Annotated in this window: 13 protein-coding genes; 10 read left to right on the forward strand and 3 right to left on the reverse strand. The window is 60.2% G+C overall.

Annotated features, from left to right (window positions below; genetic code table 11):
• Positions 1 to 79: 79 nt before the first annotated feature.
• Complete coding sequence (locus ACQY6C_RS09375; protein WP_427968026.1) at positions 80 to 1939, forward strand: DUF885 domain-containing protein; 1860 nt, start codon at positions 80 to 82, stop codon at positions 1937 to 1939.
• A gap of 79 nt (positions 1940 to 2018) precedes the next feature.
• Positions 2019 to 3572 carry a DUF1570 domain-containing protein gene (locus ACQY6C_RS09380; protein ID WP_427968029.1) on the forward strand — a complete coding sequence of 518 codons (1554 nt, stop codon included), beginning with the start codon at positions 2019 to 2021 and terminating at the stop codon, positions 3570 to 3572.
• Between the two features lie 51 nt (positions 3573 to 3623).
• Here the strand turns inward: ACQY6C_RS09380 and ACQY6C_RS09385 are convergent, their stop codons facing one another.
• Complete coding sequence (locus ACQY6C_RS09385) at positions 3624 to 4127, reverse strand: DUF937 domain-containing protein (RefSeq protein ID WP_427968032.1); 504 nt, start codon at positions 4125 to 4127, stop codon at positions 3624 to 3626.
• Positions 4128 to 4258: 131 nt separating this feature from the next.
• Here ACQY6C_RS09385 and ACQY6C_RS09390 point away from each other — a divergent pair, with 131 nt between their 5' ends.
• Positions 4259 to 4621: a DUF3597 domain-containing protein gene (locus ACQY6C_RS09390; RefSeq protein ID WP_427968033.1), complete on the forward strand. Its 363-nt coding sequence runs from the start codon at positions 4259 to 4261 to the stop codon at positions 4619 to 4621.
• A gap of 60 nt (positions 4622 to 4681) precedes the next feature.
• Here the strand turns inward: ACQY6C_RS09390 and ACQY6C_RS09395 are convergent, their stop codons facing one another.
• Positions 4682 to 6286, reverse strand: coding sequence for a phosphoenolpyruvate carboxykinase (locus ACQY6C_RS09395; RefSeq protein ID WP_427968036.1), 1605 nt, complete (start codon positions 6284 to 6286; stop codon positions 4682 to 4684).
• A 237-nt stretch (positions 6287 to 6523) separates the two neighbouring features.
• On the opposite strand from ACQY6C_RS09395, the gene ACQY6C_RS09400 reads away from it, so the two are divergent.
• The 7 genes from ACQY6C_RS09400 (at position 6524) to ACQY6C_RS09430 (ending at position 11824) form a co-directional block, all read left to right on the forward strand.
• Entirely contained in the window at positions 6524 to 7273 is a 750-nt protein-coding gene (locus ACQY6C_RS09400) for a response regulator transcription factor (RefSeq protein ID WP_427968039.1), read from the forward strand.
• A complete protein-coding gene (locus ACQY6C_RS09405) occupies positions 7266 to 8813 on the forward strand; it encodes a stimulus-sensing domain-containing protein (protein WP_427968041.1) in 1548 nt (515 codons plus the stop codon). The genes ACQY6C_RS09400 and ACQY6C_RS09405 overlap by 8 nt, the downstream gene beginning before the upstream one ends.
• Positions 8814 to 8830: 17 nt before the next feature.
• Positions 8831 to 9241 (forward strand): HPr kinase/phosphorylase, encoded by a 411-nt coding sequence (locus ACQY6C_RS09410; protein WP_427968044.1) that lies wholly within the window; start codon positions 8831 to 8833, stop codon positions 9239 to 9241.
• 52 nt (positions 9242 to 9293) lie between these two features.
• The gene (gene rapZ, locus ACQY6C_RS09415) at positions 9294 to 10226 is read left to right on the forward strand and encodes an RNase adapter RapZ (protein ID WP_427968047.1); all 933 of its coding nucleotides are present in this window, start codon (positions 9294 to 9296) and stop codon (positions 10224 to 10226) included.
• A 61-nt stretch (positions 10227 to 10287) separates the two neighbouring features.
• Complete coding sequence (locus tag ACQY6C_RS09420; RefSeq protein WP_427968050.1) at positions 10288 to 10713, forward strand: PTS sugar transporter subunit IIA; 426 nt, start codon at positions 10288 to 10290, stop codon at positions 10711 to 10713.
• Positions 10710 to 10988: an HPr family phosphocarrier protein gene (locus tag ACQY6C_RS09425; RefSeq protein WP_427968052.1), complete on the forward strand. Its 279-nt coding sequence runs from the start codon at positions 10710 to 10712 to the stop codon at positions 10986 to 10988. The genes ACQY6C_RS09420 and ACQY6C_RS09425 overlap by 4 nt, the downstream gene beginning before the upstream one ends.
• A 35-nt stretch (positions 10989 to 11023) precedes the next feature.
• Positions 11024 to 11824 (forward strand): TrmH family RNA methyltransferase, encoded by an 801-nt coding sequence (locus ACQY6C_RS09430; protein WP_427968055.1) that lies wholly within the window; start codon positions 11024 to 11026, stop codon positions 11822 to 11824.
• Between the two features lie 37 nt (positions 11825 to 11861).
• Here the strand turns inward: ACQY6C_RS09430 and ACQY6C_RS09435 are convergent, their stop codons facing one another.
• Positions 11862 to 12440: a DnaJ domain-containing protein gene (locus ACQY6C_RS09435; protein ID WP_427968057.1), complete on the reverse strand. Its 579-nt coding sequence runs from the start codon at positions 12438 to 12440 to the stop codon at positions 11862 to 11864.
• Between the last annotated feature and the right edge of the window lie 21 nt (positions 12441 to 12461).

Raw genomic sequence — 12461 nt, forward strand, 5'->3', positions numbered from 1 at the left:
TGCACTGCAAAGCCCGCTTGGAGCCGCTGCCGTTAAGCGCACCTTTGACAGGCTGCATCGACCGCGCCACACACGCGCAATGACAAAGATGCAAATGAAACTATCGCGCCGCCAGACCCTTGCCGGGCTTAGCGCTACCACTGCCCTTACCTTCACCGGCTGCACCTCGGTCGACCGTATCCGGCCCGGAGCGCTGGACGAGGCGCGCCAGATCGGGGCCGACCACCTGCTCGACGGAGTGGCTTACAGCCTGCTCGAACACTCGCCCGCGGGGGCAACCAGCCTCGGCGTCGATACCGGCAAATATGCTGCACTGCGTGGCAAGCTCGCAGATCAATCGCCGGCGGGTATCGCGGCCCTCGCCGATCAACTCCGCGGTGATCTTGCGCTCGTCCGCAAATATCCGCGCGAAGGCCTCTCCGACGAGACGGTGACAAGCCTCGAAGTGGTCGAGAGCGCCTATTCCAAGGCGCTCGAAGGGTTTGCGCTACCCTATGGTGATGTCGCCGTCGGCGGCTGGCGCAATGCGCCCTATGTCGTGATCCAGAATGTCGGCAACTATCTCGACCTGCCGCGCTTTATGGACTCCACCCAGCCGCTGAACGACATGGCAGATGCCGATGCCTTCACCGCGCGGATGGAAGCCGTACCAGACTCATTTGCCGGCGAATTGACCCGGATGCAGTCGGCGCGCGCGATGGGCGTCGTCCCACCCGATTTCCTTCTCGACAAGGCCATAGCGCAGATCGAACGCACGCTGACCAGTGCAAAGGCGGGCGAACTCTTCGCTGCGCCCATGCGCGCGAGACTGGCAGAGAAAAATCTGCCTGAAAGCTACGCAGACAAGGTAGCGATGTTGGAACGCGATGCGATTTCCAAGGCGCTCGAGGACCAGCTTGCAGAACTCAAAGCTGAGCGCGCAATCGCTGGCAGCGATCCCGGCATGTGGAGCCAACCGCATGGCGAGGAATGGTATGCCTGGGCGCTCAGCGCAGCGACGACGACAAACCTTTCGCCTGCGGAGATTCACAAACAGGGCCTGGAGCAATTGCGGGATGTTCAATCGCGAATGGACCGGATTCTTCGCCAGATCGGATACGGCAGCGGCAGTGTCGGCAAGCGGGTGCAGGCATTGCGAGACGATCCTCGCTACAAATTTTCGGAGGGCGATCCGGGCCGCAAGGAAATCATGGATTTCATCCATGAGCGGATCGAATGGATCAAGGCGCAAATGCCACGCGCCTTCAACACGCTGGTCGATCCGAAGCTGGAAGTCCGTCGACTGCCTCCGTCCGAAGAGCCCGGCGCGCCTAGTGCCTATGGAGGTAGCGGCAGCAAGGATGGCAGTATACCCGGCCGGATGTGGATCAATCTGCACACCACCGAACTGCATCGCAAATTCGACCTGCCTTCGCTGATCTTTCACGAAACCATTCCCGGCCATGTGTGGGAAGGCGAGTTCTCCAACCGCTTGCCCCTTATCCGCTCCACGCTGAGCTTTAGCGCCTTTTCCGAAGGATGGGCACTTTATGGCGAGCAGTTGGCTGAGGAATTGGGCGCCTATGAAGGAAATCCGGCGGGCCAGCTGGGATATCTGCAAAAGGTTGCATGGCGCGCGGCGCGCATGGTCACGGACACAGGCCTGCATGCGAAGCAATGGTCCCGCCAACAGGCGATCGACTTCTTCCTCGATGAGGTGGCGCTATCGGTGCCCGAAACCGTATCCGAAATCGAACGATATTGCAGCTGGCCGGGTCAGGCCTGTGCCTATCTCGTCGGCAAGATGGAAATTCTGAAGCAGCGTAAACGGGCACAGGAAGAACTTGGCCCGGTTTACGATCTCAAGGCATTCGATGATGCAGTGGTACTGGGCGGCAATGCACCCATGAACGTTCTGGCAAAGAATGTTTCGCGCTATATCGAACGCGCTAGAGGCTAGCCTACTATTTGCAAAGTGTTATAGTCAGACAACTAGTCGCATTACCATGAAACCGCGATGAATGGGGGCTGACTGAAGTATGCTGCGTAAGATCTTGTTGTTGACGATCGTCACCGTATTGGCCGCAGGCCCGGTGTCCGCAAAGGCTGATTGGCACAAGGCGTCAAGCGATCATTTTGTGATCTATGCAGAGGACAGCCCGAAAGACCTCGCAAAGTTCGCGGAATTGCTCGAACGCTATCACGCGGCAATGGTCACTGTGACCTCCAAGAAGCTGGAGAAGCCGAGCCCATCCAATCGTGTGACAATCTTTGCTGTCGGTTCCGAACGCGATGTGCAGGAACTTGCCGGTTGGAATTCGAAGTATCTGCAAGGCTTCTATGTGCCGAGAGCGGGTGGTTCACGCGCCTTCGTGCAGAATGTGCGACCTAACGGACGAGAGCCTGATAATACCCTTATCACGCTTCTGCATGAATACGCCCATCATTACCTGATCTCCTCCAGCCGATTTGCAATGCCCCGCTGGATGAGTGAGGGCGCAGCCGAATTCTTCGCCTCGGCTAGCTTTCAAAAAGACGGTCGCGTCCTGATCGGAAGGCCCGCCAACCACCGTGCCGGGGAACTAAACTATGCCGACGATGTGACCGTGCATGAACTGCTGGACGAAGAACTCTATGCCGCACGCAAGAGCAATCGTTATGATGCTTTCTATGGCCGCAGCTGGTTGCTCTATCACTATCTGATCTTCTCGGAAGAACGAACCGGTCAATTTCAGGATTATTGGATCCGATTGGCCAAAGGCTCTGCGTCACCCGATGCCGCCAGGGCAGCGTTTGGCGACCTCGACCAGCTCCAGAAAGATCTCGATAAATATCTGCGTTCCAGACGGATGCTGACCTACAACATACCCGGCGACGAGCTCCCGATTGGTCCGATCACGGTCACGCGCCTGAGCGAAGGCATGGGCGAGATGATGCCGGTGATGATTCGCTCGCAGCGCGGCGTGGACCAGAAGAGCGCACAGGAACTTGTGGTGGATGCGCGAGAGGTGGCGGCGAAATTTCCCGATGATGCCGGTGTATTGACTGCCCTGGCAGAGGCTGAGTTCGATGCAGGCAATCCCGATGCTGCAATCGCCGCCGCGGACCGCGCCATCGCTTTGGAACCAGGCTCAAAGAACGCTTATGTGCAAAAAGGATACGCGCTGTTCGAAAAGGCGGCGGATGCGGATGATCCGGACGCCGCGTACCAGGTGGCGATGAAGCCCTTCTCGGCGCTCAATGCGATAGAGAACGACCATCCCCTGCCGCTCATTTACTACTATCGCAGCTTCGCAGAGCGCGGGCGGGAACCGCCTGAAAATGCCAAACTTGCGCTGGAACGCGCGGCGGAACTTGCGCCGTTTGACCTTGGCCTGGCGTTCCAGGTTGCGGTGATGGAAGCACAGGAGGGTCGAATTCCCCTGGCGAGGCACATGCTCATGCCGATCGCCCACGATCCGCATGGCGGCACATTTGCCAGTCAGGCAGAGCTGCTCCTGAATGCGCTTGAAGCCGCTCCGCAAGACCAGCCATTCCACGACTTCGGCGTCATGAACGATGTCGTCAGCGGAGACGACAATACAACCGAATAGAAGTGGATCCCGCGGCCTTGCAGGAATGGGGCTCCAAATCTTGCGCGCGGATCAGCGCGATGCAAGACCGCCGATTATCGAACCCAGAATGCCGCCAAGGTTTGGCTGCCCGGATGCGCCAGCGCCAGAGCTACCGGAGCCCTTCTGCGCCAGATAACCTGCTACTGCCATCGCCAGCAGCGGGAGCATTTTCTTGAGCATCGTTTCGTCCAGTCCGGTAACGGCGGCGACTTCACCTGCGACCGATCTGCTCACGTCCTTACTGCCGAAAATATTGCCGAGGATATCGTTACCCTGTTGAGACGGCGTTGGCTTGGGCGCGAGCACCGATTCAAGCAGTCCGCCACCGCCACCGCCAAGGATCGCACCTGCCAGGCCGCCCAGTCCGCCGAGCGGATCGCCGCCGGAACCGGCTGTCGCGCTGCGGCCCATCCCCGCAACGATTGCTGGCAGCAGCGCACCTGCCGCTGTTCGCGCGACACCTTCGTCCACGCCCAGTTCCTGCGCAATGCTGCCGATTGCGCCGGTTTCGTTCAACATCTGTCCAAGATTCATCGGATATGCCCTCTCTCATGACCGGTTCCGGTCAACAACTGACATCATTATGCCACTATTCCAATACAACACACAAGGCATGTCAGCTCTTTAACGCCCTGATTTCGGGCAGGAAAAATGGAGAAATTGAAATGGGAATCTTTTCGACCATCAAGAACGCGATTTTCGGCACTGGCGACAAGGAAGAATCCGGTGCTGGCGCCGAGGCGCCTGCGGCAGAGTCGGCTGCCCCTGCTCCCATTTCAGAAGTCGATGTGGCGGCGCGCCTTTCGGCCATGCCCGGTGCTGACAATCTGAATTGGCGCACGTCGATCGTCGACCTGTTCAAGCTCGTCGGACTTGATCCGAGCTATGACAACCGCAAGGAACTCGCTCACGAGCTTGGCAACACCGACTATTCGGGCACCGCAGAAGACAATATCTGGCTGCACAAGGCGACCATGCAGGAAATCGCGAAGAACGGCGGCAATGTACCCGCCGAAATGCTCGACTGAGCCGGAAAAGAATGGGCCCCGCCCCAGTGGGACGGGGCCTCTCTCCCAACTATTGGAAGGTCAGGCTGCGACGGTGTTGTGCGGCGCCGCCTGGCGGACGCCTTCGTCTACGTGACCTTCGAACTGTGCGAAATTCTCGATGAACAGGCTGACCAGCTTGGCCGCCGTTCGATCGAAATCTTCCTTGTCGGCCCAGGTTGAGCGCGGATCCAGGATCGCGCTGTCGACACCGGGCACCGCAACCGGAACTTCGAAGCCGAAGTTCGGATCAATGCGGAACTCTGCATTATTGAGCGAACCGTCCAGCGCGGCATTGAGCAGTGCGCGAGTCGCCTTGATCGGCATGCGGTTGCCCGTGCCATATTTTCCACCGGTCCAGCCGGTATTGACCAGCCAGCACTGCACCCCGCCCTTGGCAATGCGCTCCTTCAGCAGATTGCCGTAAACGCTGGGATGACGCGGCATGAAAGGCGCGCCGAAACAGGTCGAAAAAGTCGCTTCGGGCTCGGTTACGCCGATCTCGGTTCCGGCGACCTTGGCGGTGTAGCCCGAGAGGAAATAATACATCGCCTGGTCGGGCGTCAGCCGCGCGATCGGAGGCAGCACGCCGAACGCATCGGCGGTCAGCATGATAACATTCGACGGAACCGGGCCGAGGTTCTCTTCCGAAGAGTTCGGAATGAATTCGATCGGATAGGCACCACGGCTGTTCTCGGCCAGCGAGTTGTCGTCGAAGTCCAGTTCGCGCGTTTCCTCGTCCATCACCACGTTTTCCAGCACGGTGCCGAACATGCGGGTGGTGGCATAGATTTCCGGCTCGGCCTCCGCCGAAAGCTTGATCATCTTGGCGTAGCAGCCGCCTTCGAAGTTGAAGACCGCAGTGTCCGACCAGCCATGCTCGTCATCGCCGATCAGCGTGCGGCTGGCATCGGCCGAAAGCGTGGTCTTGCCGGTGCCCGACAGGCCAAAGAACACTGCCGTCTTGCCATCCTGCCCGACATTGGCGGAACAGTGCATCGGCATCACACCCTTGGTCGGGAGCAGATAGTTGAGAATGCCGAACACGCTCTTCTTCATCTCGCCGGCATAGGCTGTGCCGCCGATCAGGATCAGCTTTTCAGTCAGATTGACCGCGATCACAGTTCCCGTGCGGCAGCCGTGCCGTTCGGGATCCGCGCGGAAGGTGGGCAGGTCGATGATTGTGTATTCGGGCGTGAAATCCGCAAGCTCGCTTGAAGTCGGCCGTACCAGCAGCGTGCGGATGAAAAGATTGTGCCAGGCAAGCTCGTTGATGACGCGAACTTTGACGCGATGTTCCGGCTGCGAGCCGCCGAACAGGTCCGCAACATAGAGCTTTTCCTTCGCTGCAACGGCAGAAAGGAAATCTTCTTTCAGCGCAGCAAAATGTTCGGGCGTCATCGACACATTTACGTCACCCCACCACACGCTATCCTCGGTTTCGGCGTCGCGTACGATGAATTTGTCCTTGGCCGAACGGCCCGTGTGCTGCCCCGTCTTCACCACCAGCGCACCATGACGCGAAAGTTCGCCTTCCCCATTGCGGAGGGCATGCTCGACGAGCTGCGCCGTCTCCAGATTGGGGATGATTTCTGCTTTGGTTTCAATGCCCTGACTAGTCAGAGGGTATGCAAGCGGGGTGGACACGCAATTCTCCTGCGAATTGATCCGGTTAGGCCGGGATAAGCGGTAATCGCGCCCTTCAATCGCTGGCTGTGCAATCGTATGCGCGCTTTCGGCGAGTCCTGTAGAGGCGAGCGGACGCCACGTCAAACCGCCTTCCCGCCGATTGCAATTTGTTAGCGCTAGCACTGCGTAGTTGCGTTGTTTCGCGACAAGTAAAGCGCTACCCGTCTGCACACGCATCGAGCGGAAAGGATGGCGATGGGCGAAGACGAGAGCGAAGCACCGGCCGCGCAAGAGGAGACCGTGATCGCGCTGGTCGATGACGATCGCAATATCCTGACCACCGTTTCCATCGCCTTGCAGGCGGAAGGCTTCGTTACCCGCGTCTATTCCGATGGTGAGACAGCGTTGAGAGCGTTGCTCGACAACCCGCCCGACCTGGCGGTGTTCGATATCAAGATGCCCAAGATGGACGGGCTGGAACTGCTGCGGAAGATGCGCGAGCATTCCGCCATCCCGGTAATTTTCCTTACCAGCAAGGATGACGAGCGCGACGAAGAAGTCGGGCTGGAACTGGGTGCGGACGACTACATTGCCAAACCGTTCAGCCTGCGCCTGCTGCTCGCTCGGATCCGGGCGATCCTGCGCCGTTCCGATCCAACCCGCTCGCTCGGCGGCGAACAACCTGAAACCGAACAGGCTGCCCCTGCCCTCACGCGTGGTCGCCTGTTCATGGATCCCGCCCGGCATCAGGTTACGTGGGATGACAAACCCATCTCACTGACAGTAACCGAGTTTCTGATCCTCGAAGCGCTTGCGGCGCGGCCGGGGGTGATCAAGAGCCGCAACCAGTTGATGGACGCCGCCTATCCCGACGACGTTTTCGTCGATGACCGCACGGTTGACAGCCACATCAAGCGGATGCGCCGCAAGTTTCGCGTAGCCGATCCGGAGTTTGGCGCGATCGATACGCTTTACGGCGCGGGTTACAGCTTCTCGGATGGCTGAGATTCGCTCTGCCGATCGACTGAGCTGGAGCGGCAAGCTCTCGCTCACGTCACGCATACTGGCGGTCAATATCCTGCCGCTGGCGCTGCTCGGCGGCGGCATCTTCTATCTCGACTCCTACCGCAAGCAACTCTTGTCCGAACGCTACAAGCTGGCGCGGATCGAAGCGCAGATCACCGCAGAGGCTCTGGCGGGCGCAACTCGCGAACGCCAGGAAGCGCTGCTGGTCCAGATCGGCAAGGAACAGCATATGCGGCTGCGTATGTTCGATGCCGAGGGGCGGCTATGGGCAGACAGTTTTGCGCTGGACGAACCGAGCTTCACCTTCAGCGATCCTGTGGCAGAGCCATGGGACGAGGATTTTGCCCGCATCCTCGACCGGGCGGTTGATACGATCGTCGGGGCGGAGCCGATCCCCGACTATATCGAGCCGGAAGAGGCGAATGCCGATTCCTGGCCCGAACTGGCGCGCGCGCGGCAGGAAGGCTTTTCACAGATCCAGTTACGCGATGCACCGGACGGCTCGCCGGTGATCAATGCCGCCGCGCCGGTCGGGCTGCGTGGCGCGACCTTGCTGACCACGCGCAACGCGGTCGACATTACCGAATCGGTCCGCAGTGCGCGTTCGACGCTGGGCATAGCCGTGCTGCTGACGCTGGGAGCATCGATCCTGCTTTCGCTCTTCCTCGCCCGGACGATCATTGCCCCGTTGCGACTGCTGGCCAGCGCTGCGGTGCGCGTGCGCCAGGGGCGTGAGCGCGACGTCGAAGTGCCGCGCCTTCCCGAAAGGCGCGATGAAATCGGCCTGCTGGCGCGCGCTGTTTCCGACATGACAGGAGCGCTCAGGCACCGCATCGACGCCGTCGAGAGCTTCGCCGCCGACGTGGCGCATGAAATCAAGAACCCGCTCGCTTCGCTGCGCAGCGCAATCGAATCGCTTCCCCGCGTCGAGGATTCAGAGCTGCGCCGCAAGCTGATCGATATCGCGACCCATGATGTCCGGCGGATCGACCGGCTGGTAACGGAGATTTCCGAGGCGAGCCGGATAGATGCCGAGATGTCGCGCGCTACGCTCGAACGGATCGATCTTGCCCAATTGGTCCAGGCAATTATCGGCTCGCGTGAAGCCCGTGCAGAAAATCAGGATCGCAGCATCGCGTTCAGCGCCAGCGGCTGGGCAGCCAATATCATGGGCAATGCACAGCGGCTTGAGCGCGTGGTTGAGAACCTGCTCGACAATGCCGTTTCCTTTTCGCCTCCCGATGCGCCGATCGAAGTGCATGTCGACAATGATGGCGAGCGCGTGACGCTGACTGTAACCGATTCCGGTCCCGGCATACCGGAAGATTCACGCGAGAAGGTGTTCCGGCGGTTCCACTCGGTCCGTCCGGAGAGCGAGGATTTTGGCAACCACTCCGGGCTTGGGCTCGCCATCGCCCGCACCATTGCCGAAGCGCATGACGGTGCGCTCACTGCCGACGCAAGGCCCGACGGCAAGTCCGGCGCAATCCTCAAGCTCGACCTCCCCGCATTGCGATGAGCGAGAGCGAACTCCTGATGCAAGCAAGCGCAGTCGCGATTGCAGGCCGCGCTTTGCTGATTGAAGGGAGGCCGGGTTCGGGAAAATCCAGCCTGGCGCTGGCATTGATCGATCGCGGCGCAACCCTGATCGGCGATGATGGGGTGCGGCTGGTGAAGGAAGGCCCGCAACTGCTCGCCTGCCCTCCACCCAATATCACCGGAAAGCTCGAGATTCGCGGGGTCGGCATTGTCGAATTGCCCTGTTGCAGCGCACCGGTCGGCCTGATCCTTGCGCTGGGCAAAAGCTCGGAACGGGTGCCCGAACGCCTCGAAACGCGGGAATTGCTGGGCTGCGCCATCCCCGTGCTGCCATTCGCCCGTGAAGACCCGATCCAGCCCCTGCGCGCCGAATGGGCGCTGCGCCAACATGGCATCCAATGGGCATGACTCTCGCAATTGAGACTTCCCATCGGGCGCAATCGGCGCGACAACGCGCTGGATGACGCCGAGTCACGATCCCGAATCGCCTGCTCCTGCGCCAGGGGAGCCGCTCCGTGTTGCGCTCGTCACCGGCCTATCGGGCGCGGGCAAGACGACGGCGCTGCAAGTTCTGGAAGACCTCGGCTGGGAAGTGATCGACAACTTCCCGATCCGTCTGCTGAAACGCCTCATCGCCAGGCCCGACGGGCAGCACAACATGCTCGCCGTGGGATTCGATTCGCGCACACGCGGCTTCGTTCCGCGCAAGGTGATCGAACTGGTCAAGGAACTGTCCGGGCGCGAGGATCTCTCGCTCTCGACACTCTTTATCGACTGCGCCAGCGGCGAGCTGGAGCGGCGCTATAATGAGACGCGCCGCCCGCATCCGATGGCACATGAACGCCCGCTGCAGGAAGGAATCCGGGCCGAACGCGAACTGATGGGGCCGCTGCGCCGCTGGGCGGATATGGTGATCGACACCAGCGAGATGTCGAGCAATCAGCTGCAACAGCATGTCCGCGAGCTCTATAGAGACCATGCGGCCAGGCCGATGATGGTCACCGTATCCAGCTTCGGATTCGCCCGCGGAATGCCGCCGCTGGCCGATCTGGTGTTCGACATGCGCTTCCTCGATAATCCGCACTGGATCGATGAATTGCGCCCCCTCACCGGGCTGGACGAGCCGGTCGGCGCGCATATCCGCCAGGATCCCGGATTCGAAAGTGCATTCGGGCAGATTCGGGGCCTGCTGCTGGACCTGCTCCCCCGCTATCAGGCGCAGGGCAAGAGCTATGTCCACATCGCATTTGGCTGTACCGGCGGGAGACATCGATCGGTTTACACTGCCGAACGCATGGCGGAAGGCTTGCGCGAGGCCGGATTTTCGCCCACTGTCCGCCACCGCAATCTGGGATCGCGCACAACCGACGCAATCGAAGGAAAGAAGCGTTGATGACCCCGGCTGGACAAACCATTGGTCGCAAGACAGCTGCAGACGGACTCGGCATTCACTTATGATCGGACTGATCCTGGTCACCCACGGCCAACTCGCCGAAGAATTCGTCCATGCGATGGAGCATGTGGTTGGCGAGCAGCAAGCCGTCGCCACCATCTGCATCGGTCCGCATGACGACATGGAGAAACGGCGCAAGGAAATCGCCAATGCCATCAAGAAGGTCGACGATGGCGACGGCGTTATCATGCTGACCGACCTGTTCGGCGGCACGCCCTCCAACCTCGCCATCTCGCTGCTCGAAGCGGGCCGTGTCGAAGTCATCGCCGGGATCAACCTGCCAATGCTCATCCGCTTGGCTGGCGCGCGCAATTGCATGAATGTGGTCGATGCGGTGGATGCCGCGCAGCAGGCGGGCCGCAATTACATAACCGTCGCCAGCGAACTGCTGGGACAGGAAGTGAAGGCCAAAAGGGCCAAGGCATGACCCCGCAGCGCCAGTCCGTCACCATCGTGAACAAGCGAGGCCTGCATGCGCGTGCCAGTGCCAAATTCGTCGGCGCGGTGAGCGCGCTGCCCGAAGGTACGCAGGTGCGCGTGGCCAAGGACGGCACGGAAGCCGCCGGCGGATCGATCCTGGGTCTCATGATGCTGGGCGCCGCCCTGGGTGACGAGATCGAACTGATCGTCGAAGGCGAAAATGCCGAAGGCGTGCTGGGAGAGCTCGTCGCGCTGGTCGGTGGCGGGTTCGGGGAAGAGTGATCCTTCGACGGGCTCAGGATGAACGGTACTGAGTGATGCGACGCGAAATCACCGGATTTTCCAACCCGACGGTCAAATATCTCCGCTCGCTGAGAGACAAGAAACACCGCAAGGCGGCAAGCAAGTTCCTGGCCGAGGGGCTGCGTCTGCTGACCGATGCGCGCGAATGCGGGCATATCCCCGAAGTGCTGGTGATGGCAAAGGCCCGCGATCCGCATGTGCTGCTGGATGATCTGGAACGGGATGTCGCGGCTGCGGGCGGCGAAGTGATCGAGACTACGCCGGATATCCTCGCCAAGATTACCGGCAAATCCAACCCGCAGGCGGTGGCGGGCGTGTTTGCCGAATTCGATACGTCACTCGAGTCGCTTGATCGGAATGTCGCACCGATCTGGCTGGTGGCGCAGGACCTGCGCGATCCCGGCAACTTGGGCACCATGCTGCGCACTTGCGACGCGGTCGGCGCGGGTGGGCTGATCCTGATCGACGATTGCACCGATCCCTTCAGCGTCGAGGCGGTGCGTGCCAGTATGGGCGCGATATTCACGCAACGTATCGCCCGTGCCCGCTGGGACGAGTTCCTGCCATGGCTGCGCGGCGGATCGGGCCAACTGGTTGCGGCATCGCTGAGGGACGCAGTGCCCTATCGCGGCGCGCCCTATGAGGCGCCGTGCTTCATTCTGGTCGGCAATGAATCGCAAGGCCTGCCGGAAAGCTACGAAACCGCCTGCGACCTGCGCGTCACCATGCCGATGCGTGGACGTGCGGACAGCTTGAACGCAGCGGTTGCTGGCGCAGTGCTGGCTTACGAGGTGCTGGCGGGGTTGGAGAGCTGACGCTCTGATCGTGCCCAACACGGGCCGACCGGCGAGCTTAATCGTCTCGATCTTCCAACTTGGCGATCAACTTCTTTTCCGACTGGCTGTGCCTACTGGTGGAGATCACATGGTCAACGCCCTCTATTGTGACAGCAAGGGTTCCCTGTTCCGTCACATCAACAAAGCCCTTGGATTTGAGATACCAAATGTGAAAGTCAAACAAGTCCTCAGGGCAGCCCAGCATCTCCTGTAGCGACCATGCGATGACCCCAGCATCTTTTGGATGCTCTCTCCTCCTCTTGTAGAGATGCAGGAGGATTTTCTCGTGCATTTCCGCATCATTGACTGCTGTTATTTCATCGATTCCGTGCGCAGAACCCGGAGTGAACTGATGATTATTGTGCTTGGTTCTGTTGGCATAATCGCGGTCATACAGTGCCCGCTTTTCTCGATCCTTTAGAATCGAATAGGCCTCCATCACTTCATTGAACTTATCTGTATCGGCGGTTTCTAGATTGTCTGGATGGAACTTTTTCGCGTGATGGTGGTAGGCAATTTCGAGAACCCGGGCATCGCATTTCGGATTCACCTGAAGAACGTTGTAATAATCGACAAATTCCGGCTGTTCATTCATTGCAATGTCCCAACAGGCGCT

This window comes from Altererythrobacter sp., assembly GCF_050299635.1.
GTDB lineage: Bacteria > Pseudomonadota > Alphaproteobacteria > Sphingomonadales > Sphingomonadaceae > Erythrobacter.